At 39.0% G+C, this 23,885-nt stretch carries 25 protein-coding genes and 1 other annotated feature; of the genes, 21 read left to right on the top strand and 4 right to left on the bottom strand.

Going from position 1 to position 23,885, the window contains the following annotated elements; genetic code table 11:
- Positions 1-7: 7 nt before the first annotated feature.
- From G7057_RS08730 to G7057_RS08740, 3 genes are all read right to left on the bottom strand, one after another.
- The gene (locus G7057_RS08730) at positions 8-946 is read right to left on the bottom strand and encodes a peptidylprolyl isomerase (protein ID WP_166162859.1); all 939 of its coding nucleotides are present in this window, start codon (positions 944-946) and stop codon (positions 8-10) included.
- Positions 947-1,135: 189 nt separating this feature from the next.
- A complete protein-coding gene (locus tag G7057_RS08735) occupies positions 1,136-1,483 on the bottom strand; it encodes a YtxH domain-containing protein (RefSeq protein WP_166162862.1) in 348 nt (115 codons plus the stop codon).
- Entirely contained in the window at positions 1,483-1,920 is a 438-nt protein-coding gene (locus tag G7057_RS08740) for an HIT family protein (protein ID WP_166162865.1), read from the bottom strand. The genes G7057_RS08735 and G7057_RS08740 overlap by 1 nt, the downstream gene beginning before the upstream one ends.
- Positions 1,921-2,046: 126 nt before the next feature.
- On the opposite strand from G7057_RS08740, the gene G7057_RS08745 reads away from it, so the two are divergent.
- From G7057_RS08745 to trmB, 4 genes are all read left to right on the top strand, one after another.
- Positions 2,047-2,784, top strand: coding sequence for an ABC transporter ATP-binding protein (locus G7057_RS08745; RefSeq protein ID WP_166162868.1), 738 nt, complete (start codon positions 2,047-2,049; stop codon positions 2,782-2,784).
- The gene (locus tag G7057_RS08750) at positions 2,781-3,995 is read left to right on the top strand and encodes an ABC transporter permease (RefSeq protein WP_166162871.1); all 1,215 of its coding nucleotides are present in this window, start codon (positions 2,781-2,783) and stop codon (positions 3,993-3,995) included. The genes G7057_RS08745 and G7057_RS08750 overlap by 4 nt, the downstream gene beginning before the upstream one ends.
- Before the next feature lie 297 nt (positions 3,996-4,292).
- Entirely contained in the window at positions 4,293-5,093 is an 801-nt protein-coding gene (locus tag G7057_RS08755; protein WP_166162874.1) for a phosphotransferase family protein, read from the top strand.
- A gap of 48 nt (positions 5,094-5,141) precedes the next feature.
- Positions 5,142-5,783, top strand: a complete 642-nt coding sequence (gene trmB, locus G7057_RS08760; protein ID WP_166162877.1) for a tRNA (guanosine(46)-N7)-methyltransferase TrmB — start codon at positions 5,142-5,144, stop codon at positions 5,781-5,783.
- Positions 5,784-6,094: 311 nt separating this feature from the next.
- Here the strand turns inward: trmB and G7057_RS08765 are convergent, their stop codons facing one another.
- A complete protein-coding gene (locus G7057_RS08765) occupies positions 6,095-6,445 on the bottom strand; it encodes a PepSY domain-containing protein (protein WP_076766865.1) in 351 nt (116 codons plus the stop codon).
- Between the two features lie 199 nt (positions 6,446-6,644).
- Between G7057_RS08765 and pepA the strand changes: the two genes are divergently transcribed.
- The 17 genes from pepA (at position 6,645) to rplT (ending at position 23,830) form a co-directional block, all read left to right on the top strand.
- On the top strand, positions 6,645-7,721 hold the full coding sequence (pepA, locus tag G7057_RS08770; protein ID WP_166162879.1) for a glutamyl aminopeptidase: 1,077 nt from the start codon (positions 6,645-6,647) through the stop codon (positions 7,719-7,721).
- Positions 7,722-7,737: 16 nt separating this feature from the next.
- The gene (locus G7057_RS08775; protein WP_166162881.1) at positions 7,738-8,067 is read left to right on the top strand and encodes a thioredoxin family protein; all 330 of its coding nucleotides are present in this window, start codon (positions 7,738-7,740) and stop codon (positions 8,065-8,067) included.
- A 24-nt stretch (positions 8,068-8,091) separates the two neighbouring features.
- A complete protein-coding gene (gene ytpR, locus G7057_RS08780; protein ID WP_166162883.1) occupies positions 8,092-8,706 on the top strand; it encodes a YtpR family tRNA-binding protein in 615 nt (204 codons plus the stop codon).
- Positions 8,707-8,735: 29 nt separating this feature from the next.
- Positions 8,736-9,419, top strand: a complete 684-nt coding sequence (locus G7057_RS08785) for a hypothetical protein (protein ID WP_166162885.1) — start codon at positions 8,736-8,738, stop codon at positions 9,417-9,419.
- A gap of 143 nt (positions 9,420-9,562) precedes the next feature.
- Positions 9,563-10,894, top strand: a complete 1,332-nt coding sequence (gene murC / locus G7057_RS08790) for a UDP-N-acetylmuramate--L-alanine ligase (RefSeq protein ID WP_166162887.1) — start codon at positions 9,563-9,565, stop codon at positions 10,892-10,894.
- 341 nt (positions 10,895-11,235) lie between these two features.
- On the top strand, positions 11,236-11,703 hold the full coding sequence (locus tag G7057_RS08795) for a hotdog family protein (RefSeq protein ID WP_076766853.1): 468 nt from the start codon (positions 11,236-11,238) through the stop codon (positions 11,701-11,703).
- A 25-nt stretch (positions 11,704-11,728) separates the two neighbouring features.
- Positions 11,729-14,380, top strand: a complete 2,652-nt coding sequence (polA, locus tag G7057_RS08800; protein WP_166162890.1) for a DNA polymerase I — start codon at positions 11,729-11,731, stop codon at positions 14,378-14,380.
- Between the two features lie 67 nt (positions 14,381-14,447).
- Complete coding sequence (gene mutM, locus G7057_RS08805) at positions 14,448-15,299, top strand: DNA-formamidopyrimidine glycosylase (protein ID WP_166162893.1); 852 nt, start codon at positions 14,448-14,450, stop codon at positions 15,297-15,299.
- A complete protein-coding gene (gene coaE / locus G7057_RS08810) occupies positions 15,300-15,899 on the top strand; it encodes a dephospho-CoA kinase (RefSeq protein WP_166162896.1) in 600 nt (199 codons plus the stop codon).
- Positions 15,900-15,963: 64 nt separating this feature from the next.
- Positions 15,964-16,467, top strand: coding sequence for a transcriptional regulator NrdR (nrdR, locus tag G7057_RS08815; protein ID WP_166162899.1), 504 nt, complete (start codon positions 15,964-15,966; stop codon positions 16,465-16,467).
- A 2-nt stretch (positions 16,468-16,469) separates the two neighbouring features.
- Entirely contained in the window at positions 16,470-17,900 is a 1,431-nt protein-coding gene (locus G7057_RS08820) for a replication initiation and membrane attachment family protein (RefSeq protein ID WP_166162902.1), read from the top strand.
- Entirely contained in the window at positions 17,900-18,826 is a 927-nt protein-coding gene (dnaI, locus tag G7057_RS08825; RefSeq protein WP_166162905.1) for a primosomal protein DnaI, read from the top strand. Before G7057_RS08820 ends, dnaI begins: the two co-directional genes overlap by 1 nt.
- A 57-nt stretch (positions 18,827-18,883) precedes the next feature.
- Positions 18,884-19,104, top strand: a binding site (T-box leader).
- A gap of 88 nt (positions 19,105-19,192) precedes the next feature.
- Positions 19,193-21,127 carry a threonine--tRNA ligase gene (thrS, locus tag G7057_RS08830; protein ID WP_166162908.1) on the top strand — a complete coding sequence of 645 codons (1,935 nt, stop codon included), beginning with the start codon at positions 19,193-19,195 and terminating at the stop codon, positions 21,125-21,127.
- A 65-nt stretch (positions 21,128-21,192) separates the two neighbouring features.
- Positions 21,193-22,386 (top strand): amidohydrolase, encoded by a 1,194-nt coding sequence (locus G7057_RS08835; protein ID WP_227004588.1) that lies wholly within the window; start codon positions 21,193-21,195, stop codon positions 22,384-22,386.
- A 284-nt stretch (positions 22,387-22,670) separates the two neighbouring features.
- On the top strand, positions 22,671-23,192 hold the full coding sequence (gene infC, locus G7057_RS08840) for a translation initiation factor IF-3 (protein WP_076766840.1): 522 nt from the start codon (positions 22,671-22,673) through the stop codon (positions 23,190-23,192).
- 21 nt (positions 23,193-23,213) lie between these two features.
- Positions 23,214-23,414 carry a 50S ribosomal protein L35 gene (gene rpmI, locus G7057_RS08845; RefSeq protein WP_076766838.1) on the top strand — a complete coding sequence of 67 codons (201 nt, stop codon included), beginning with the start codon at positions 23,214-23,216 and terminating at the stop codon, positions 23,412-23,414.
- Between the two features lie 53 nt (positions 23,415-23,467).
- The gene (gene rplT / locus G7057_RS08850; protein ID WP_166162911.1) at positions 23,468-23,830 is read left to right on the top strand and encodes a 50S ribosomal protein L20; all 363 of its coding nucleotides are present in this window, start codon (positions 23,468-23,470) and stop codon (positions 23,828-23,830) included.
- Positions 23,831-23,885 lie beyond the last annotated feature (55 nt).

Below are 23,885 nucleotides of genomic sequence, written 5' to 3' on the forward strand. Positions count from 1 at the left end.
AACTAAATTATTCTGCTGATTCTTCAGTTGCAGCTTCATCAGATGCTGCGTCTTCAACAGCATCTTCTTCAATAACTTCTTCTTCAACTAGGAAAGCATCCATTGCTGATTTCAAATCTGCATCTTTAATTGAGATGTCAGCTTCTCTTAGGATAGCAGTCATTTGCTCATCAAGGTAAGCTGAGTCAGATAATTTTTCAGTCATCATCATTTCTCTGATGTTTTCTTCTTCCTCTTCAAATGTTCCTTTTTCAGGTTTTTCTGTTAAAAGGATGATATGGAAACCATATTCTGTCTCAACAGGTGTTTGCGTCATTTCGCCTTCTTTAAGTGCGAAAGCAGCTTCCTCAAATTCTGCTACCATTTGACCGCGACCGAATGAACCTAGTGATCCGCCATTTGAAGCCGATCCGTCAGTTGAGTGTTCTGCAGCTAGTTCTGCAAAGTCTGCGCCATCATTGATTTGTTTGATTAAGTCTTCAGCGACTGCTTTATCTTCTACTAAGATGTGAGAAGCTGTAATGTTAGGTTCGTATTCTTCATAGAAAGCTTGCACTTCTTCGTCAGTGAAGGTTGTTCTTGCGCGCAATGCGTCATCCATTAATAAGTTTAAGTGAATTTGGCTCGTATATTCTTCTTGAGAAGTGAATCCCATTTGTTGGATTAAGCCTAGTAATGTATCCACGCCACCAACTGATTCGATTGTTGCTAAAACTTCAGTTTCAGCTTGTTTTTTATATTCATTTTCGCCAACGAGATTTTCTAGAGCCTGCGTTAGAATAAGACGTTGAATGGTACTTTCCCCAACAGATGCCTTCATTGATTCGTAAAGGTCGTCTTTTGTAATTGTATTTTCTCCAACCGTCGCTACGGTATCGCTAGATGCACAACCTGCTAACGTTACTGTTGCCAATAGGGCAAGTGCTGATGCTGTAAATTTCTTCATTCGATTGACACTTCCATTTCTTAAATTGTATCTATTTTATTTATAAAACTAACCTTTCTAACTATAACACACAGAGAATTCGAATGAAAAGAAATCTTTAAAAACGCTTTAAAATTTCACACATTCTTCACGAACAGACTGAATTATGAAAAAAATGAAGCCGGCCACTGACTATCTTCATCATTCATTTTATTTTTGTAATTTTGCGGTTTCTTTTTCAACGGTGTCTGATAGCTTTGCAACTTGGTCAGTAATTCGTCTGATGCGAGGTTGATTACGTTGTGAAAAATCCTCGATAGATGTGGTCACTTCCTTTGAAAAGGTATCAGCTACTAACATGCCTTCGTTTGATAGGCGAGAAACAGCAGCTTGTAAATCGTTTAGACTGTCTGTCAGTTCATTAACAGAATCTGTATTGGTTTGGATATAGTTTTGTAAGCGGCGACGGTTTTCCTCACCACTTCTCGGTGTGTTTAATAAGGCTACGAGGCCACCAACAATCGTTCCGAAAATTAACCCTTGAGTGAAGTTCTTCATCATGCTTCCTCCAATCTATTTTTTATAGCAGTTGCCATTGCTTGGAAAGCTTCTTGGTCGAAATCTGCTTCATGAGTTTGCCATTTCAAACCAAAGCCATCTACCTCAGTGTCTTCATAACGCGGAATCAAATGGATGTGCGAATGGAAGACGGTTTGGTGAGCAAGTTTGCCATTGTTATTTAAAAGATTCATACCTTTAATAGCTGGATCATGCTGTTTAATGGCTGTTGCAATAGCAGGGATTTTACTAAAAACGCGAGCTGCTAGCTCAGCATCATATTCAAAAATATCCGCCACATGTGTCTTAGGAATCAATAGCGTATGTCCCTTGCTAACTTGGGAAATATCCAAAAAGGCTAAAACATCATCATCTTCATAAACCGTGTAACTGGGAATTTCTTTATTAATTATTTTACAAAAAATACAATCGGTCATTAAACACTACCTCATTTCTTTTGTTGTATTAACGTTACTTTACCACATCTGTTTTTTAAATGACACAATTTACCTACCGACCTATGTTATAATTATAGCAGTAAAAAAGAGAAGGGAAGGCCCTGCATGACACTGACACTAAACGACCTAACAGGTGGTTACACTGCTATTCCTGTTATAAAAAACGTCTCATTTCAAATCAAAGCTGGCCAATTAACTGGTTTGATTGGTTTGAACGGAGCAGGAAAGAGTACCACTATTAAACACATTATCGGTTTGCTGACACCTTTTTCAGGCAGCGTGACCATTAATAACAACCAACTGAAAGCAGATCCAGAAACTTACCGCAAGCAGTTTACCTTTGTACCAGAAACACCGGTTCTTTATGAAGAGTTAACCTTGAGAGAGCATATCGAAGTCACTGCGCTTGCTTATGACATGCCTTACGAAGAAGCCATGCAAAAGGCTGAGCGTTATATTAAAGCCTTTCGCCTTGAAGCGAAAATGGATTGGTTTCCGGCCTATTTTTCAAAAGGAATGAAGCAAAAAGTGATGCTCGTTTGTGCCTTTATGGTGGACGTTCCACTATATGTGATCGATGAGCCGTTCTTAGGACTTGATCCACTGGGCATTCATACCTTTTTAGATATTATTAAAGAAAAAAAAGCAGCTGGTGCAGCGATTTTAATGTCTACCCACGTCCTCAGTTCTGCTGAGAGAGAATGTGATGACTTTGTGCTCCTTCACGAGGGAGAAGTTAAAGTAGCAGGGACTCTGGCTGATTTGCAAGATAATATGAAGATGCCAGGAGCGACACTGGATGACCTTTATATCCAGTTAACAAAAGAGGAGACTGGCCTATGAGTTTTGACGACTTACTGATTAAACGGCGTAAAAAATATTTTAGCAAACTCAGTCGCTACGCCAAGTATGTCTTTAATGACCATTTTGTGCTTGTCCTTGTTTTTTTGTTAGGAGCATTAGCTTACCAATATTCTGAGCTGTTAAAAACATGGTCTGATCAACTTGTTATTGGGAAGATAGTCTGGATTATTGCCTTAAGTTTTGCGGTCTTTTTTGGAAAATTACTGACACTGGCTGAAGCAGCAGACCAAGTCTTTTTAGTCGTTAAAGAAGAGGAATGGCAAACTTACATCAAGGCATCTAAAAAGAGAAGTATGGTTTTACCAACCACCTTCTTATTGCTGTTATTAGGAATGGCTATGCCTATTTTGATATTAGCTGGTCGTAATGGCTCAATGGATTATCTGTTGATAGCATTCAGTTTAATGAGTTTAAAATGGAGTCACTTAACACTAGAAGAACTTGCTATTAGAAAAGAAGCAGGACCGAAAGCTGCTTATCTAAAAAAAGGACTATTCATGGTGACTGTTGTCGGTTTATCACTAGCCTTTTTCTGGAATAGTTTAGTGGCAGCACTCGTTAGCTTAGGTTGTGCAATCGGCTTACATATGTGGCTGAGTCGCTCAGTTTTTAAAAACTACCCACTAATTGATTGGGAAAATTTAGTGCACATGGAAGAAAAACGTCTTTCAAAAGTTAATCGACTGATTAATCTATTTACCGATGTTCCGCTAGTTAAAAACAAAGCGAAGCGACGGTTGTATTTAGATGGCTTAGTGAAGCTAATGTCGGGAAGTAATAACACCTATCAGTATCTCTATGCCCGCTTGTTTGCTAGAGGCGCTGATTATATTGGGCTTTATAGCCGTTTAGCTGTCATTGGCATGGGAATTCTACTTTTTTCTTCCCAAATTTACATGAGTCTAATCATAAATGCTCTAGTATTATTTTTAATAGGCTTTCAATTAATTCCTTTTTACAATGAGCTAGACCAGCATATTCTCGCTCAATTGTATCCAAAAGCAGTCAAAGAGAAGCGTCAGGCCTTTAAACGGATTCTGTTTTATTTATTAGGGTTAGCTAGTGTGTTATTTTCATTAGCCACTCTAGTGGGAGCAGATTGGCTGATTGCTATCATTTCCGTTGTCACAAACCTTGGTTTTACAGCCTTTTTTGTTTTCTTTTACGTGGATAATCGTCTAGGAAAATAAATGTTTGATAAAATGTAAACAAATGGTAACTATGTTTACCTTGACGGAATGACGAAATGAACCTAAAATAAATGGTAGACTATTATGCCTGCTTAGGCAGGGCGATTAAAGACGATTAGAACGGATAGCTGTAGAATGGAATGAAGTGACTTTTCCCGTATATAAGTGCGTAAGCGCGGAAAGGTCACTTTCGTTTCCATACGGATATGATTGAGGATTGGGCATTCCGTTCTCCAATTCACTACATTGAGCATCGATGCGTCAATCAGAAATGAGAATGAGTAAGGAATGAACAACATGGACTATAAGATGGATTCGGGGTGGAAACTTCATCCCATTGGAGGAGATACAGGGCATGCTTATATGGGGGTACGAGCGGAAGAGAAGGTCTTCTTGAAACGCAATTCGTCACCTTTTTTAGCTGCGCTCTCGGTTGAAGGTATTACACCGCGTCTGATTTGGACGAAACGAATCGGTAACGGTGATGTTCTGACAGCTCAAGAATGGTTGAATGGCCGTGTTTTAAATGGGGACGAGATGCAATCGGAAGAGATTCTTTCTTTGCTTAAGAAAATCCATTATTCTGACCATTTACTCAATATGCTCCGTAAGGTAAAAGGACAAGTGTATGATCCAGAAATGTTTATGATGGATTACTTGGCTGATTTGGATGAGGAATTGCGGACCAATAGCTTTTTAACGATGGTAGCTACTTATTTAGAGGAGAGTCTGCCTATCATTAAAGGGGCTAAGTATGCTGTTTGTCACGGTGATTTGAATCGTAAGAACTTCATTTTAACGAATGACAGTCGCTTGTATTTAGTGGATTGGGAAATGGTGAAAATTGCTGATCCGATGTCTGATTTAGCCATGATTTTAGTGAAGTATGTTAATCCTGATCAATGGTATGACTGGCTGAAACGCTATGGTTTACTGCAACCGGAAGAATTAAAAAATAGTATTGAATGGTACAGCATGATGAATCGCTTAATTTTGATTAAACGATACCACTCAGCTGGCGAAAATATTAAAATGAATGGACAAATCTTGTTTTTGAAGGAAGCCTATGAAGACCGCCTTCACCAGCAAGACAAATAGCCCACAGCTGTTTGGCTGGGGCTATTTGAATGAACGGAGGAAAAAAGAATGAGAGTAAGAAATAAACCATGGGCAGCTGATAAATTAGCTGAACATACCAATTATGTTGTGACTAATCCAGAAGCATTAAAAGGAAAATGGAATGACCATTTTGAAAAGAACCAACCGATTCATATTGAAGTGGGATCTGGTAAGGGCCAATTTATTGTGGGTATGGCTAAGCAAAACCCAGATATTAACTACATCGGGATCGAGCGCCAAACCAGTGTTGCTGTTATGGCTCTAGATAAAATTTTAGAATCTGAATTACCTAATGTGAAATTATTAAATACAGATGGTGGCTTGATTTCAGATTATTTTGAAGCTGGTGAAGTAGACCGCGTTTACTTAAACTTCTCTGATCCATGGCCAAAATACAAGCATGAAAAAAGAAGACTAACGTACCGTTCATTTTTAGAAAATTACCAAACTATTTTGAAAGCAAACGGTGAGGTTCATTTTAAAACGGACAATCAAGGTTTATTTGAATATTCGCTTGGTTCATTCTCGCAATATGGTATGGTTTTAAATCAAGTTTGGCTTGATCTACATGCCTCAGACTATGAAGGTAATGTTCGAACTGAGTATGAAGAAAAATTTGCTGCAAAAGGGCAACCGATTTACCGAGTTGAAGCGCAATTTAAAGATTAATTTAAAAAACATTCAAAAAGCCAACGGGTCTGTTTGATCAGTTGGCTTTTTATAGACTAGGGGATTATAAGTTCAGCCATCAATGTCTAGCTCCCAAGTCCTGGCCTACTGAAAAAAAGATAAATTTGCCCCATTGCGCGCTTCGCTGCTCATTCAGGGTCAAATTTCCTATTTTTTCATAGGCCAAGGCGGACTTGTCCGCTTTTCTTATATGGGCAAATGGTCGATACAGATCCAAAAATTGAGCTGTATCTTGCATGCCACGCAAAATTCAGAGCAAAAAATAAAGACTGAGCATAGCGCTCAATCTTTTACAGCTTATAAATATCTAAAACTGTACCTGTGTAGGCATCAGCGATAAATTCGTATTGAATCAATTCGCCGTTTTCTTTTCTGGAAATACCGCCGTAGTATACGTCTGTTTCTGATGAAAAACGCGTTAGTGGCACAGGATGAAGTTCAATCCATGACCCTTCGATTGGTCCTTCAGCTAAAAACATTTTTTTGACATTGTCTAAAATGTGGTCGCCATTTACTTTTTTATTACGGTTTAAAAAGAGTGCCGTTAATGTCGATCCAATAACTAGGCCTGATCCAAATAGGACGCCAGCTAGAATGGATTCTTTATTCTTATCATAAAAAGAGCGTTTTTCAAATAGCATGATGATTACCTCCCGCTAGGTCGTTTCTTTACTCAGTATAGCACAAAGGCGGGGGATTATTCTACCATGACCAGATAAAGACTAAAGTGGACTTATTGCCGGTTTATGGCTCTTTCTGTATAATGGTTAAGAGATTAGTTATAAAGTCAAAAATAGAGGAGGAAGAAAGACGAGAAAGTGACGTCTTTCCTATGCATTCATGAATGACAAGACATTTCAATTAATTAAAGAACTCACTGAAATACAAGGAACAAGTGGCAATGAGAGCCGCGTTCGCAATTATATGCGTGAAAAAATGACACCGCTAGTTGATTACATCCAAACAGACGGACTAGGTGGCATTTTTGGTGTCCGCGAAAGTAAACAAGCAGACGCACCCCGTATCATGGTAGCTGCACATATGGATGAAGTGGGCTTCATGGTTTCTCAAATTACAGCAAACGGTATGATAAAAGTAGTACCCTTGGGCGGTTGGAACCCTTATGTGGTATCGGCGCAACGCTTTACACTACAAACACGAGAAGCAGATATTCCCGTTATTTCATCATCTGTACCCCCACACCTATTAAGAGGTGGTGCTGGACAAGCTGATGTGAAAGTGGAAGACATTTTATTTGATGCTGGTTTTGATAGCTTTGACGAAGCCATGTCATTTGGCGTTCGCCCAGGAGATGCGATTGTTCCTGAAGTCGAAACCATTTGGACTGCAAATAAAAAGAAAATCATTTCAAAAGCTTGGGATAACCGTTACGGAAATACGGTTATTATTGAAGCTCTGGAAGCTTTAAAAAATGAAGAATTGCCAAACACCTTTATTGCAGGTGGTAACGTTCAAGAAGAAGTTGGCCTACGCGGAACAAAAGGTGCTGTTAATATGTTGAAACCTGATTTATTCTTTGCTGTTGACTGTTCACCTGCCAACGATTTACAAACAAAAACCAATACCTTTGGCCATTTAGGTGAAGGATTCTTATTACGTCTACAAGACCCAGGTATGATTACGTTGCGTGGTATGCGTGAATTCTTACTTGATACGGCAGAAACACACAAAATTCCTTACCAATACTTTGTATCAAAAGGCGGTACAGATGCAGGTGCTGCTCATCAAATGAACAATGGTGTACCGAGTGCCGTTATTGGTGTTTGTGCGCGTTATATCCACACTCATCAAACCATGTTCCACATTGATGACTATGATGCTGCTAAAGAAATGGTGATTCAAGTTGCCAAGTCATTAGACAAGAGCACTTACGAAACAATTATGGAAAGAAACTAGAAAAGGGGCGACTGAAATGGAAATTTTAACAACAATAGACCAATTAAACCAGTTAAAAGCAAGTGAGCGTACAGTGTTTATGTTTACAACAACATGGTGTGGCGATTGTACGTACATTAAGCCATTTATCCCATCGATTGAAGCACATTTTCCAGACTTCACTATTGTTGAAGTAGACCGTGATCAATTTATGGACTTCGCTCAAGAATTAGGAGTAATGGGGATTCCTAGTTTTGTGGTTTACCACCAAAACGAAAAAGTTGGCGATTTTATTTCCGCTGACCGCAAAACCCAAGAAGAAATCGAAGCCTTTTTAACGGAAATTAATCAAAAACTATCAAAATAATGAATCAATGAAGGAGTCAGTAACATGTGGTTGAGTTTTTATAATGCCCAAGTTGGTTGGGACGTTTTAGCATTAACAAAAGGGGATATTTCGCGCTACGATTTATCAACTGAATCAAAAGGATCAGTAACGCGTATTTTCAATACAGAGACAAATGAAACAGTGAGTTTCAATGTATTTAGTATTTCAGAGCACTTTACGCCAACTGGCAATGGACAAGTAATCTTGTCAGAAGAACAAGAAGCAGCAGTTAATCAAGTGATTAAAAAAGCTGGTTTTGACGATCAGATTACTGTAGACCGTTCAGCTAAATTTGTAGTCGGTTATGTAACCGAATGTGTGCCTCACGAAGATTCTGACCATTTATCAATAACACAAACAGAAGTTGATAATGGCGAAGTATTACAAATTGTCTGCGGCGCAGCTAATATTCGTAAAGGTCAAAAAGTCGTTGTTGCTAAGCCTGGTGCTGTTATGAATGACGGTTTAATTATTTGGCCTGGTGAACTACGTGGCGTGAAGAGTAATGGTATGATTTGTTCGGCTAAAGAGCTAGGTGTAGAAAATCCGACAGGTAAAAAAGGAATTCTAGTGCTAGATGAGCAAGCAGAAACTGGAAAAGCATTTTTCGACTTATAATCTAAACAGAAGAAAGGGGTGTTGCTTCCATGGTACGCAATCACTTTGATGAGGAAAAACGCTCAAATCCTTTGCAGCGTAAAGCATTTCCTAATTATTTAATCACACAAACAGATAATGACCAAAATAAAGAGGTTAAGGAAACAAAACAAGCTGATTCCTTTATAGCGGAGAGTATGTTGGATGCAACACCGACTATACCTTTCCTCCGTCAGTCAAAAGACAGCTTTAATGACCATCTTTTTGAGCAAAAGGAAGAAGAAAAAGTTGTCCAAAAAGACTATTTTGTCGAAGAAAAAAAACGCTTCGAAAAGGAAAAACGAACACAGGCTAGTGCAACATCATTTTCGCTTTATAAGAGTCGTCGACCGTTTAAGCCAACCGAAGTTCCTTCCCTTTGGAATAGTTTAACTTACCGTACCGAAACCGATGATAAACAAGATTATTCACGTCTAAAAAAAGAACTTCAAGTAGCTGATGAAGATTTAATCTTGGTTGATTTAAATCCGAAACAAGCAGGACAACCACCTCAAATAAGCAAACCTCTCGTTCAAGAAGAGGTTGAAGCTGAATTACCAAATAAAGCCAAAAAAGCGCTCAATCGCTCGCTTTTAGGAATTATGGAAGAAGAAGGCTTAGCTAATCAAGCCCTAGCAAATAATGCTCGTCCAGCTAAACCGAATCATAGTGGCTTTCATTCGTTTTTTGAATAAGAGTCATCCACAAAGCAGTTGACTTGTTTTTTTTAGTGAAAGTGGTATACTTTCGAGGTGTGTTTTTTTATAAATTTACGTATATAAGTTTCTTGTCGTGTTATTTTAAAGAGGCAAGTGTTTCGAGTTAGTGGAGGAATATAATGAATAATGAACGAATTTATCACTTTGTGGGGATTAAAGGATCGGGTATGAGTGCATTAGCCTTGATTCTTCATGGTAAAGGTTACCAAGTGCAAGGGTCAGACGTTGAAACTTACTTTTTTACTCAAAAGGGTCTCGATGAAGCGAACATCACCATTTATCCGTTTGGAGCCGACAATATTAAAGAAGGGCTAACTGTTATTGCAGGAAATGCCTTCTCAGATGATCATGAAGAAATTGTCCGAGCAAAAGAGCTTGGTCTTGAAGTCATTCGCTATCACAATTTTATTGGCGAATTTATTAATGACTATACAAGTATTGCCATTACAGGATCACATGGAAAAACATCAACAACAGGCTTATTATCACATGTTTTAGGTGGCATTAAACCCACATCATACTTAATTGGTGATGGAACGGGCTACGGCCGTGAAGATGCAGATTTTTTTGTATTGGAAGCATGTGAATACCGTCGTCACTTTTTAGCATATTCTCCTGATTATGCAATTGTAACGAATATTGATTTCGACCATCCTGATTATTATACCGATATTAAAGATGTTTTTTCAGCTTTTGAAGAATTTGCTTCTCAAGTGAAAAAAGGGATTATTGCATGCGGAGATGATTTGTATATCCGCCATTTTAATCCAGATTATCCGGTTATGTTTTATGGGTTTAACAGCGACAATGATGTTGTGGTAACGAATGTTGAAAAAACAACAGCAGGATCTATTTTCGATGTAACTATTAAAGGCGCATACTATGGCCGTTTTAGTATTCCATCATTTGGCGACCATAATATCTTGAATTCTTTAGCAGTGATTACGTTCTGTTATTTAGAAGGATTAGACAAAGAAGCTGTTCAAGCCCAATTAACAACCTTTACAGGTGTGAAACGTCGCTTTACTGAAAAAGTTGTGGAAGATATGGTCATCATTGACGACTATGCCCATCATCCACAAGAAATTAAAGCAACTCTGGATGCAGCTAAGCAAAAATATCCACAACGTGATATTATTGCCGTATTCCAGCCACATACCTTTACGCGTACAGTGGCATTGATGAGTGAATTTGGGGAAGCCTTGAATGAGGCCGATGCCGTATTCTTATGCGACATTTTCTCTTCTGCTCGTGAGCAAAAAGGAGATGTTTCTATCCTTGATCTAGCTGGAAAAGTAGAAAAAGGGGCCGAAATTCTTGTTATTGACAATATGTCACCATTATTAGCCTATAAAGGTGCAGTGGTGATTTTCATGGGTGCCGGCGATATTCAAAAATTCGCTGCGTCATATGAAGAGCTACTAAGCCACAGTGTGAGACGTACAAACTAACTGATACTAAAAGACGGGAGAAATCCCGTCTTTTTTTGTAGACTAGGGGATTATAAGTTCAGCCATCAATGTCTAGCTCCCAAGTCCTGACCTAGTGAAAAAAAGATAAATTTGCCCCATTGCGCGCTTCGCTGCTCGCTAACGCATATCATTCGACTAACCCGCTGAAGCGTGAAGTCTCCTGAAAATTCAGGGTCAAATTTCCTATTCTTTTCATAGGTCAAGGCGGACTTGTCCGCTTTTCTTATTAAACAGGCTGGTAGAATCGCTTGTGATAGATAAGTCGGTTAGAGTTTGCTAAAATAAAGATAATCATAAGTGTGCAGAAAGGAACGATAGCTATGGCGTTGGAGGATATTAAAATCGGTAAAACGATTGATGAGATTGAAGAAGGGGATTCACTGAGTGTAACGGAAGTCATTGAATTGAAAGATATTTTACTCTATCTAGGATTGACAAATGACAACAATCCGCTCTATCTTCAATATGATTACACGCAATTGACAAAATATAAAAAACCAATTGTGCCAGCTGTCTTGATTATTGGAATTTTAACAAGTAATGTTTCCAAACATCTTCCAGGACCAGGTTCAAATGTGGTTGATGTCTCACTCGATATATTAGAACCCATCCACCATAGTACAACGATTACCTTTGAGTTTGAAGTAAAACGGGTAGATGAACGAAGAGAGCAAGTGACGATTGCGGTAGAAGGAAATTCACTTTCAGGTGATCGCTTGTTGGAAGCTGAATTAATTGTTGAGACACCGGAAAAACTGATTGTTTCACATCCGGAAACCATTGAATAAAAATGAGAAAGTTGGTTTTAAACAGATGGCAGAAAAAAAGAAATTATTATTATTAGACGGAAGCAGTTTGGCTTTTCGATCGTTCTACGGTTTATTAGATTTAAATCGTTTTAAAAATCAAAATGGCTTGCATACCAATGCCTTATTTGCTTTTAATCGCTTTTTAGATAAATTGTTAGAAACAGAAAATCCAACACATATGTTGGTTGCATTTGATGCAGGGAAAACAACTTTCCGTACAGAAGCTTACAAAGAATACAAGGGTGGCCGTCAATCGATGCCGTCAGAATTGGCTGAGCAATGGCCTTATTTTAAAGTATTAATTGATGCACTAGGAAGTAAAACCTATGAATTGGTTAATTACGAGGCTGATGATATTATCGGAACTTACGCAAGGCAAGCAGAAAAGCAAGGCTTTGATGTTGTTATTATAACTGGTGATAAAGATTTGACTCAATTAGCTTCAGACCAAACGCGAGTGGATATTACGGTTAAAGGAGTTTCTGAATTAAAGGCTTATACACCAGCTTCTATTCGAGAGGAAATGGGAATTGAGCCCCTTCAAATCATTGATCTAAAAGGCTTGATGGGCGATACATCGGATAATTATCCAGGTGTTAGAAAAGTTGGCGAAAAAACAGCCCTTAAATTAATCCATGAATACGGCTCAGTTGAAAACCTTTATGACCATATTGATGATATGAAAAAAAGTAAAATGAAGGAAAACCTTATTGAAGATAAGGACAACGCCTTCTTATCTAAGCAATTGGCAACCATTGATGTCACTACACCGGTTGAAATGGACCTTGAAGAACTAGCGCTTAGTGAGAAAGATCATGAGAAACTAGTAGCCTTTTACCGTGAAATGAACTTCAATAGTTTCTTAGACAATCTCGGTCATTCAGAAGAAGACCAGTCTGAAGCCTTTAAAGACATCCATTATGAACGTGTGGAAGACATTACAGATAAACATTTTAGCGATAAAATGGGTCTTTATGTTGAAATGCTAGACGACAATTACCACTACGGCAAAATGATAGGTGTGGCTTGGGGAGATGCCAATCATTTATATGTCGCGCCAATCGAACACATTTTAGAATCAGAAGCCTTTAAAAAATGGGCGGCAGATGATAGTAAAGAGAAACTTGTTTATGATGCCAAACGAACGATAGCGATGTTACACTATGGCGGTATTAGCTTAAGGGGCGTATCGTTTGATGTTTTATTAGCGTCGTACATTATTAATACCAATGATAGTGGCAGTGATATTGCAGCTGTTGCTCAAGAGTATAACTATACGGATGTTTCTTTTGATGAAACGATTTATGGTAAGGGTGCTAAGTTAGCTGTACCTGAAGATGAATCGGTTTTGTTTGAGCATTTAGCTCGAAAAGTTCAAGCTATCTTGAAACTAGAAGAACCGCTACAAATCGAACTAGAAAAAAACAATCAGCATGACCTTTATTTTGATATGGAATTACCACTTGCTAAAATTTTAGCCAAAATGGAATTAAGAGGAATTAAGGTAGAGCCAGAGAAATTGGAGAAAATGAAAGTAGAATTCTCTAAACGATTAGATGAAATGGAAGAAGCAATCTATGAAGAGGCTGGCGAACCCTTTAACGTCAATTCACCAAAGCAGTTAAGTGTTATTTTATTTGAAAAAATGGGACTGACACCAATTAAGAAAACGAAGACAGGTTTTTCAACAGCCGTTGATGTGTTAGAAAAATTAAGTGCGACAGCGCCTATCGCTCAAATGATATTAGATTATCGCCAGTTAGCTAAACTACAATCGACTTATGTGGAAGGGTTATTGAAGTTTATTAAAGCTGAAACAGGTAAGGTACATACACGTTATGTGCAAACATTAACCCAAACTGGACGGTTAAGTTCAACGGATCCTAACTTGCAGAATATTCCGATTCGCATGGAAGAGGGGCGTAAGATTCGCCAAGCCTTTGTGGCTGAAAAAGAAGGGTGGAAGATTTTTGCATCTGACTATTCTCAAATCGAATTGCGCGTATTGGCTCATATCTCAGGTGATGTTCATATGAAGGAAGCCTTCGTTGAAAATCAAGATATCCATACCTCAACTGCTATGCGTGTCTTTGGTATCGAAAATGAAGCGGATGTCGACAGCAATATTCGCCGCCAAGCAAAAGCTGTAAACTTTGGAATCGTTTATGGGATTAGTGATTATGGACTGTCACAAAACTTGAATATTACACGTAAACAGGCTAAAGAGTTTATTGACCGTTACTTTGAGAAATACCCAGGCATCCAACAATTTATGGCTGATATTGTTGAAGAAGCTAAGGAAAAAGGATTTGTGGAAACACTCTTCCACCGCAGACGTTACTTACCCGACATTACGAGTAGTAACTTCAACTTACGCTCATTCGCAGAACGAACTGCGATTAACTCGCCTATTCAAGGATCAGCAGCCGATATTATTAAAGTGGCAATGATTCGTATGGAAGATGAGATTGAAAAACGTGGCTTACAAGCAAAAATGCTCCTACAAGTACACGATGAGTTAATCTTTGAATGCCCTGAAGAAGAAGTGGCTATTTTAGAAGAGCTTGTCCCGCAAGTGATGGAGCATGCGGTTGAATTAAGTGTGCCGCTAATTGTCGATAGTAATTACGGTGATAGCTGGTACGAAGCAAAATAAATAATCATTCAGAAAGGAAAATAGGCGTGCCTGTTTTCTTTTCTGTTCTTATAAGGAGAAGATAAGTATGCCAGAACTTCCAGAAGTAGAAGTTGTTCGCAGAGGATTAAATCAAACGATTGCCCATTCGACGATTAGTCATGTGGATGTCTTTTGGAGTCGCATGATTACACCACCATTTTCATCTGAAAAATTTAAAGACGTATTAGCTGGTGAAACCATTCATACGGTTGAGAGACGAGGCAAATATTTGATTTTCCTATTGGATAACTGGGCTATGGTTTCTCATTTGAGAATGGAAGGCAAATACGAAGTCGTTGACAGTAAGGAAGACTATAAAAAGCATACCCATGTGGTTTTTCATCTAAGTGACGGCAGGGATTTGCGTTACCTTGATGTGAGGAAATTTGGTCGTTTTTCACTTGTACCCATTGATAAGCAAGATGATTACGAACCCTTTAAAAAATTAGGTCCAGAACCAACAGCAGAAAGTTTCCGTTTTTCAGATTTTAAACAGCGCTTATCTCGTACTAGTCGTGCCATTAAAACGGTTATTTTAGACCAGCACGTGGTGGCAGGTGTCGGCAATATTTATGCGGATGAATCGTTATTTGAAGCAGGTGTTAATCCTCAAAAACCAGCCAACGAGTTGAATGAAACAGAAAGTCGGCAACTTCATCAAGCTATTATAGCGGTTATTGGCCGGGCTGTTTCAGCAGGCGGTTCGACCATCCGAACCTATAAAAACAGCTTTGGTGAAGAAGGGCATTTCCAAATTTATTTAAATGTTTATGGGAAAAAGAATCAAGCTTGTCCACGTTGCGGCACGCCAATTGAAAAAATAAAAGTCGGCCAAAGAGGCACTCATTTTTGTCCCAACTGCCAGTATTACGCTAGTGAACAAGAGGGGGACAAGTAAATGTTTGTACTTGGTTTGACAGGCTGTATCGCAACTGGGAAATCAAGCGTATCGCGCTACTTAGCCTCTAAAGGAATAGCCCTTGTAGATGCTGATATAGGAGCTCGCCAAGTGGTTGAAATAGGTAGTCCTGGCTTACAGGCCATTGCTGACTATTTTGGTCCAGACGTGTTGTTGGAGGATGGCAGTTTAAATCGAAAAAAATTAGGCAGCCTTATTTTTTCAGATTCTGAAAAAAGAGCAGCCCTCGATGGCTTATTGGACGGGTATATCCGCCAATGGATGCGTGATCAAATTGATTTTCATCGTCAAAATGGCGTTGATTTATTAGTATTAGATATTCCGCTCTTATTTGAAGCAGGCTACGAGCCTCTATGTGACGCTATTATGGTTGTTTATACGCCAAAGGAGTTACAGTGTCAGCGTTTGATGCAACGTGATGACTTAACCAAAGCTCAAGCCATTGACCGCATGAACAGCCAACTATCGATAGAGATAAAAAAAGAAAAAGCAGATATTGTCATTGATAATAGTGGCGATTTGGCAGAAACCTACTTACAAGTTGATCAATGGCTAGCTAAAAGAGCTGTTGAAAACTAGCCCGAGCTCTTGATAAATATGGTATAATTGCCGTAATAAAGAAGACTAGAAAGGGGTTAAGAAGATGCAATGTCCAAAATGTCATTATAATGGAAGTCGGGTTGTGGACAGCCGCCCCATCGATGATAATAACTCGATTCGTCGCAGACGTGAATGTGAGAGTTGCCACCATCGTTTTACAACATTTGAACGAATTGAACAATCACCATTATTGGTTATTAAAAAGAACGGCACACGTGAAGAATTTAGCCGTGAAAAATTGTTACGTGGTCTCGTGCGGTCGTGTGAGAAACGCCCAATTGCACTGGAACAATTAGAAGACTTAGTCAATACCGTTGAAAAAGAAATCCGCTCACAAGGTGAGAATGAAATTTCATCTCTAGAGATTGGCAAGTATGTGATGGATGAATTGGTAAAAATTGACGATGTTGCTTACATTCGATTCGCCAGTGTTTACCGCCAATTTTCAGACCGTCAAACCTTTTTAGATGAGCTGAAAAAATTGGAAAAGAAAGAACCTCGTGAAGCGGATGCCCCAGCATCAGGGCAAGATGGAGAGGATTCTTAACCATGACTTATCCTTGGAAAGAATTAAGCCCAAAAGACCCATTGACGGTTCGCCAAACTGCCTTTATTTCTGATAGTGATAAAACGATAGTCACATTCTTATATCAACCTATTATCGGGCCTCATGCTTATAGTTTATATATGCTGTTGTTAGCCGAAGTGGCGGGTGGCCTTTATAAGAGTGAAGACCGCCTTCATGCTGATTTGTTGAGCACATTAGGGCTAGGTATTCCAGAGCTTTATCAGGCTCGGGTTCGTTTGGAAGCCATTGGATTATTAAATACCTATCTTAAAAAAGAGGGCGATAAGCATTATCTTTATGAACCATGCCCACCTCTGACGAGTAAGCAATTTTTTGAAGATGATTTAATGCGTCTATTGTTAATGGAATATGTGGGAGAGAACAAACTACGATTACTACAAGAAAAGTTTACTTATCCACTCGTTGATCAAGCACATTTTCAAAAGATTACGAAGTCATTTTTAGATGTCTATGATTTATCGAGTCAAGCTTATAGCAATAAAGCTCAAGTATTGCCACAAGGGCAGGCTTATCTACAAGCTAAAAATGGCCAATCACCTAAACTAAGTACAGCGACATTTGATTTTCAATTGTTAAAGCAATTCTTACAAAAGGAATTTTTTAACCAGGACGCTTTAACAGACGAGGTTCAATCTGCCATAGTCGTTTATCACCACATGTATGGTCTGGATGAAATGGCAATGGCGAACCACTTACTTCGTGCAGCTAACTTGGAAACAGGTCACATTAACTTAAGAGAACTCGAAAAAAGTGTTTTAGATGCGAGAGACCAGCCTGTTCATCCTGCTATGCCACTGCAAGATAAGGTGATGTCAACGATTGAGAAACAGAGCCAGAAAGCTGATGACCGCAAAAAAGAATTAACACAAGCGGGTTATACACCGGCGGAAATCGCGTTAGTTCTCCAAAGCGAACGCATGACACCGATGGCTTTTATTAACGGGATAAAGAAGCAAAAAAATGGAACTGTTACGTCTGCTGAGAAGAAATTAGTGTCTGTCTTACTAGCAGACCACAAATTAGAGCCAGCTGTTTTGAATATGCTTATTTATTATTCCTTAGTCATTCAAAAGCACCCGACTTTGGTGAAAAATATCGTTGAGGCGATTGCCAATGACTGGACACAGTCTAATGTGACTAAACCTGAGCAAGCTATTGAAAAAACCAAACAGTTTGTAGGTCAGAAAAAAGCTGCTGCAGAAAAACGAGAAGAAAATCGCTCAGCCCGTTACTACGGTAAAAATGTGGTTCGAAAGGTTGAGAAATTACCTGATTGGGCCAAAGACAATCAAGGTCCTGTTACGGAAGAATTATTACCAGAAGACGTTCAGAAGAAATTTAATGAACGATTGAAGAAATTTAGAAATAGTGGAAAGGCAGGGGATTCATGATGGATCATGTGGGAAAAGGATTTCGAAATTATATGAACCGTCCCGGTAACAGTGAAAAATTTGAACAAATGGTTCAATCCATTCTTGCCGACTCCGATGTTCAACTCTTTTTGTCTAAACATGAAGACCAATTATCGCAAGCAATGGTAACCAATAGTTACTCAAAATTGCATGAATTTGTTCAAGAAAAAAGAAAGTTAGCAAGAGGGGAAGACGGGCAAAATCCTGGTTATATCCCTGAACTTGCGATTAATGCGGGCTATATTGATGTGGTTTATAAACCAAGTCCAGATACGATACGTAAGGAACGTGAGAAAGAATTGCGCAGTCGTATTAACTCGATTAATATCTCTAAGGACGCGCGTTCTGCCACCATGGAGAAGTTTTTACAGACTTCTGATAGAATGGAAGTTTTGGAATTAGCTTTTAATTTCGTTGAAGCCTATCATGAAAATCCTAAAGACCACCACCAAGCTCTTTATTTACACGGACCATTTGGTGTTGGAAAAACCTATCTACTTGGGGCAATTGCCTACGAATTATCCTTGCATGGGCATTTAACGACCTTAATGCATTACCCAACCTTTACTCAAGAGATGAAGGCCTCAATCGCTGATCAAACCGTTCAGGAGAAACTAACGATTATTAAGAACAGCGAAATATTGATGCTGGATGATATTGGCGCTGAAGTCAATTCAACTTGGATTCGTGATGAAGTGTTAGGTGTTATTCTGCAGCACCGTATGCAAGAAAAATTACCGACTTTCTTTTCTTCGAATTTAACCTTTGAAGAATTGGAACACCATTTACGAATCGGGAACCGTGGTGAAGATGAACCGATTAAGGCAAAACGCTTAATGGAACGGGTGAAATACTTGTCTCAGCAAGTTACTATGACGGGTAAAAACCGCCGCTTGGAATCTTAATATAAAAATAAACTTGCTTTTTAAAAAAGATAGTGGTTTAATATGGTCAGATCATAATAAAAATCGTTGAGAAAGACACACAACTAAAGTGTTATTTGTAGAGAGAGATGGCTTGGTGAAACATCTCAATAAGCTTTGGATTGGACCACTTTCGAGAAGACTTTCTGAATTGAGTAGGAAAGGCCGGGCACGCCCGTTATAGCGTCTAAAGAGTTATCAGCCTAATTGGCGGTAACTGAATTTGGGTGGAACCACGTTAAATTTGAAGCGTCCCATTTCTAGGTGTCAATGCACTTAGAAATGGGGCTTTTTTGTTTTTTGGTCCCAAATTAAACACTCATTCAATAAAAAAATGGAGGAATTAAGATGGCAGAAATTAAAATTACTTTTCCAGATGGCAATGTAAAGTCATTTGAACAAGGTGTGACTGTTGAAGAAGTCGCAAAAAGCATTAGTAATAGCTTAGCTAAAAAAGCTTTGGCTGGTAAATTAAATGGCGAATTGATTGATTACACACGCGCAATTGAAGAAGATGGGGCACTTGAAATTGTGACAGCTGACCATGAAGATGCGCTTGGTATTTTGCGCCACTCAACAGCTCACTTGATGGCCCATGCCCTAACACGTCTGTTCCCAGGTATCCACTTTGGCGTAGGTCCAGCAATTGAAACTGGGTTCTACTATGACACTGATATGGCTGAGCAATTAACTGAAGAACAGTTACCGTTAGTTGAAGAGGAAATGAAAAAGATTATCCGCGAAAATTACCCAATTGTTCGCAGAGAAGTGAGTCGTCAAGAAGCACTTGATTTATTTAAAGCAGATCCTTATAAAGTTGAATTAATTACAGCTTTGCCTGAAGATGAAGTCATTACTGTTTATACTCAAGAAGACTTTACCGACCTGTGTCGTGGTGTTCATGTTCCGTCGACAGGGAAAATCCAAATCTTTAAATTACTATCATTAGCTGGTGCATACTGGCGTGGAAACTCAGACAACAAAATGATGCAACGTGTATACGGAACAGCATTCTTTGATAAAAAAGCGTTAGCTGAGTTCTTGAAAATGCGTGAAGAAGCTAAAGCCCGTGACCACCGTAAATTAGGTAAAGAGCTTGACTTGTTTATGATTTCGCCAGAAGTAGGATCAGGCTTGCCATTCTGGTTACCAAAAGGGGCAACGATTCGTCGTACATTAGAACGTTATATTGTCGATAAAGAAGTGAGCTTAGGTTACCAACACGTTTACACACCAATTATGGCGAATGTTGATTTATATAAAACATCTGGTCACTGGGATCACTACCATGAAGATATGTTCCCACCAATGGATATGGGTGACGGCGAAATGCTAGTGCTACGCCCAATGAACTGCCCACACCATATGATGGTTTATAAAAATGATGTTCACAGCTACCGCGAATTGCCAATTCGAATTGCTGAACTAGGTATGATGCACCGTTATGAAAAATCAGGCGCATTGTCTGGTTTACAACGTGTGCGTGAAATGACATTGAATGATGCTCACGTTTTTGTTCGCCCTGATCAAATCAAGGAAGAATTTAAACGCACACTTGAATTAACATTAGAAGTTTACAAAGACTTCAGTATTACAGACTATCGCTTCCGCTTGAGCTACCGCGATCCTGAAGACAAAGAAAAATACTTTGACGATGATGACATGTGGAACAAAGCAGAGAGCATGTTAAAAGAAGCTATGGATGAAATGGGACTGGAGTATTTTGAAGCAGTAGGCGAAGCAGCCTTCTACGGTCCTAAATTAGACGTTCAATTCAAGACTGCTATCGGCCTTGAAGAAACAATGTCGACAATTCAATTAGACTTCCTATTACCAGAACGCTTCGATTTAACTTATGTTGGCGAAGATGGTGAAAATAACCACCGTCCCGTTGTTATCCACCGTGGGGTTATTTCAACAATGGAACGTTTTGTAGCTTACTTGATTGAAGAATACAAGGGTGCTTTCCCAACATGGTTGGCTCCTGTTCAAGCAACAATCATTCCGGTTAACTTAGATCTTCATGCTGATAAAGCTTATGAATTGAAAGCTGAAATGGCGCGTCTAGGCATGCGAGTAGAGGTTGATGATCGTAACGAAAAAATGGGATATAAGATTCGTGCATCACAAACGCAAAAAATTCCATACCAAATCGTTATTGGTGATAAAGAAGTAGAAGAAAATACAGTAACTGTTCGTCGTTATGGTTCAAAAGACATGAATACTCTATCAAAAGCTGAATATTTAGAATCTGTTGTGGACGAAATTAGAAATTTCAAATAAAATAGACGCTAATAAGAAAAACCCCTCATTTAAAAGGGGTTTTTCTTAATAGAGAGGTGAATAAGGTGTTACGAGATAAATTAATGAAACGCTTGACTGAGCGAGAAGAAGAAATGATTGCATTGCGTCGTCATTTTCATGAGAATGCGGAGATTTCTCACCACGAATTTCAAACAGCAGAAACGATTGCTGCTTTTTATGAAGGGAAAGATGTCCATATTCAACGTAATGTTGGGAATGGTGTTGGAATCGTTGTAACGATTGAAGGAAAGTCTCCAGGTAAAAAAATTGGTTTACGAGCAGATTTTGATGCTCTTCCAATAGAAGAAGAAACAGGTTTGCCTTTTTCATCTAAAAATCCGGGTGCGATGCATGCTTGTGGCCATGATGGGCATACGGCTTATTTAATGATTTTGGCGGATAGCTTGATTGAATTAAAGGGTGAATGGTCAGGAACGGTTAAGATTGTCCACCAACATGCTGAAGAAGAACCACCATCCGGCGGTAAGAGTATTGCTGAGTCAGGTGTCTTAGATGACTTAGACGAAATTTATGGTATCCATTTCTTCCCAAATTTTGACGTTGGTGAAATCAATTATACAAGCGGCTGGGCATTTGCTGGCTGTAGCGATTTATCAATTAAGATTAAAGGTAAGGGCGGTCATGGTTCAATGCCGCATTTAAGTAATGATGCTATTGTTGCAGCCTCATCATTAGTAATGAATTTACAAACGGTTGTTTCTCGCCGTGTTAATCCTTACGATATGGCCGTTGTTACGATAGGTTCGTTTGAAGGAGTAGGCGCAAGTAACGTCATTAAAGATAGCCTGATTCTTCGTGGCGATGCGCGCTATATGGATGTTGAAGTCGGTAAGCAAATCGAGAAGGAAATCAGACATTTACTTCGCGGTTTGGAAGAAAGTTTCGGCGTTGAAACAGAATTTGAATACTTATGGGACTATCCACCTGTTTACAACCATCCTGAGCAAACAGAAAAAGTTGTTGCAGTTTTAGAAAAATATGGTGTAGGCGACTACATGGATAAGGTTGTAGCGGGACCTGCTTCAAATGGAGCAGAGGACTTTGGTCAATACTTATTAAAAATACCGGGATCATTTGTTAATGTGGGTTGTAAACCAGACACAGAAGACTACTACATGAACCACCATCCGAAATTTGATTTAAATGAAAAAGCTCTCTTAGTTGCTGCAAAAGCAGTAGGTGATATTGCCTTAAGTGTTTTAGGGGAACAAGATTAAATCATAATAAATAAACTCTTGCAGAAAGACTGTAAGAGTAGTAAAATCGTCTAAGGATGAAAAAAATTGTAAAAACATTTGACATCTTCGGAAGTCCATTATATAATATAAAAGTTGAGAAATGTAAGCAGAAGCACCCGCTTCTCGCCTAAGTCGATAATTGTGTCCTTGGGCTTGATATGTACAAGTTTGTTGCAGTATGGAATACTGTAACTGAGTTGGCGGGTACTTTATGTGCCCGTCAATTTTTTTCTGCCCTTTTCTCTCAAAAATTATGGAGGTGTATGACCATAGCTAAAGATATGATGGTAAATGACGGCATCCGTGCTCGTGAACTTCGAGTTATCGGTAGTAATGGTGAACAAGTCGGAGTTGTAACGAAAGCAGAAGCTTTAAAACTAGCTGAAGCAACGAATCAAGATCTTGTATTAGTTTCGCCAAATGCAAACCCGCCAGTAGCCCGTATTATGGATTACGGAAAATTCCGTTTCGAACAACAAAAACGTGAACGTGAAGCTCGTAAAAACCAAAAAGTGGTCAACATCAAAGAAGTGCGACTAAGTCCTTCCATCGATGAGAATGATTTCCAAACGAAGATGCGTAATGCGCGTAAGTTCTTGGAAAAAGGCGATAAAGTGAAAGCCTCTATTCGCTTTAGAGGACGTGCGATTACTCATAAAGAAATCGGACAAAAAGTCCTAGATCGTCTGTCATCTGAACTTTCAGATGTTTCTACAATCGAATCCCATCCACGTATGGACGGCAGAAGCATGTTCTTGATGCTGGCTCCAAAAACAGAGAAGTAACTTATTTAGGAGGAAAGACTAATGCCAAAACAAAAAACACACCGTGCCTCAGCGAAACGCTTTAAGAGAACTGGTAATGGCGGACTGAAACGCTACAGTGCTTTTACTAGCCACCGTTTCCACGGAAAAACTAAGAAACAAAGACGTCAATTACGTCGCCCATCTATGGTATCTGCATCTGATATGAAACGTATCAGCCAACAGTTATCACAAATGAAATAATTACAAACTAACGAATACAGAAGAGACGAAAGTTCTCATAAGGAGGAATTACCATGCCACGTGTAAAAGGTGGAACAGTAACACGCCAACGTCGTAAAAAAGTATTGAAATTGGCTAAAGGTTATTATGGTTCAAAACATACATTATTTAAAACAGCTAAACAACAAGTGATGAAATCTCATATGTACGCATACAGAGACCGTCGTCAGAAAAAACGTAACTTCCGTAAACTATGGATTGCTCGTATTAACGCAGCAGCTCGTATGAACGGCCTAAGCTACAGCAAACTAATCCACGGTATGAAAGTTTCTGGAAACGAAATGAACCGTAAAATGTTGGCTGACTTAGCAGTTAATGATGCAGCAGCTTTCACTGCAATTGCAGAACAAGCCTCAAAAGCCCTAGAAAACAAGTAATAGGCAACTTTTGAATACCCCGAACCCACTATAATCAGTGGGTTTTTTATTTTGC

The organism is Jeotgalibaca arthritidis (assembly GCF_011100465.1).
Classification (GTDB): domain Bacteria; phylum Bacillota; class Bacilli; order Lactobacillales; family Aerococcaceae; genus Jeotgalibaca; species Jeotgalibaca arthritidis.

Excerpts from the sequence above, each read along its gene's own strand:
- G7057_RS08730 (WP_166162859.1), bottom strand. The coding sequence starts at position 946 with ATGAAGAAATTTACAGCATCAGCACTTGCCCTATTGGCAACAGTAACG.
- G7057_RS08735 (WP_166162862.1), bottom strand. The coding sequence starts at position 1,483 with ATGAAGAACTTCACTCAAGGGTTAATTTTCGGAACGATTGTTGGTGGC.
- G7057_RS08740 (WP_166162865.1), bottom strand. The coding sequence starts at position 1,920 with ATGACCGATTGTATTTTTTGTAAAATAATTAATAAAGAAATTCCCAGT.
- G7057_RS08745 (WP_166162868.1), top strand. The coding sequence starts at position 2,047 with ATGACACTGACACTAAACGACCTAACAGGTGGTTACACTGCTATTCCT.
- G7057_RS08750 (WP_166162871.1), top strand. The coding sequence starts at position 2,781 with ATGAGTTTTGACGACTTACTGATTAAACGGCGTAAAAAATATTTTAGC.
- G7057_RS08755 (WP_166162874.1), top strand. The coding sequence starts at position 4,293 with ATGGACTATAAGATGGATTCGGGGTGGAAACTTCATCCCATTGGAGGA.
- trmB (WP_166162877.1), top strand. The coding sequence starts at position 5,142 with ATGAGAGTAAGAAATAAACCATGGGCAGCTGATAAATTAGCTGAACAT.
- G7057_RS08765 (WP_076766865.1), bottom strand. The coding sequence starts at position 6,445 with ATGCTATTTGAAAAACGCTCTTTTTATGATAAGAATAAAGAATCCATT.
- pepA (WP_166162879.1), top strand. The coding sequence starts at position 6,645 with ATGAATGACAAGACATTTCAATTAATTAAAGAACTCACTGAAATACAA.
- G7057_RS08775 (WP_166162881.1), top strand. The coding sequence starts at position 7,738 with ATGGAAATTTTAACAACAATAGACCAATTAAACCAGTTAAAAGCAAGT.
- ytpR (WP_166162883.1), top strand. The coding sequence starts at position 8,092 with ATGTGGTTGAGTTTTTATAATGCCCAAGTTGGTTGGGACGTTTTAGCA.
- G7057_RS08785 (WP_166162885.1), top strand. The coding sequence starts at position 8,736 with ATGGTACGCAATCACTTTGATGAGGAAAAACGCTCAAATCCTTTGCAG.
- murC (WP_166162887.1), top strand. The coding sequence starts at position 9,563 with ATGAATAATGAACGAATTTATCACTTTGTGGGGATTAAAGGATCGGGT.
- G7057_RS08795 (WP_076766853.1), top strand. The coding sequence starts at position 11,236 with ATGGCGTTGGAGGATATTAAAATCGGTAAAACGATTGATGAGATTGAA.
- polA (WP_166162890.1), top strand. The coding sequence starts at position 11,729 with ATGGCAGAAAAAAAGAAATTATTATTATTAGACGGAAGCAGTTTGGCT.
- mutM (WP_166162893.1), top strand. The coding sequence starts at position 14,448 with ATGCCAGAACTTCCAGAAGTAGAAGTTGTTCGCAGAGGATTAAATCAA.
- coaE (WP_166162896.1), top strand. The coding sequence starts at position 15,300 with ATGTTTGTACTTGGTTTGACAGGCTGTATCGCAACTGGGAAATCAAGC.
- nrdR (WP_166162899.1), top strand. The coding sequence starts at position 15,964 with ATGCAATGTCCAAAATGTCATTATAATGGAAGTCGGGTTGTGGACAGC.
- G7057_RS08820 (WP_166162902.1), top strand. The coding sequence starts at position 16,470 with ATGACTTATCCTTGGAAAGAATTAAGCCCAAAAGACCCATTGACGGTT.
- dnaI (WP_166162905.1), top strand. The coding sequence starts at position 17,900 with ATGGATCATGTGGGAAAAGGATTTCGAAATTATATGAACCGTCCCGGT.
- thrS (WP_166162908.1), top strand. The coding sequence starts at position 19,193 with ATGGCAGAAATTAAAATTACTTTTCCAGATGGCAATGTAAAGTCATTT.
- infC (WP_076766840.1), top strand. The coding sequence starts at position 22,671 with ATGACCATAGCTAAAGATATGATGGTAAATGACGGCATCCGTGCTCGT.
- rpmI (WP_076766838.1), top strand. The coding sequence starts at position 23,214 with ATGCCAAAACAAAAAACACACCGTGCCTCAGCGAAACGCTTTAAGAGA.
- rplT (WP_166162911.1), top strand. The coding sequence starts at position 23,468 with ATGCCACGTGTAAAAGGTGGAACAGTAACACGCCAACGTCGTAAAAAA.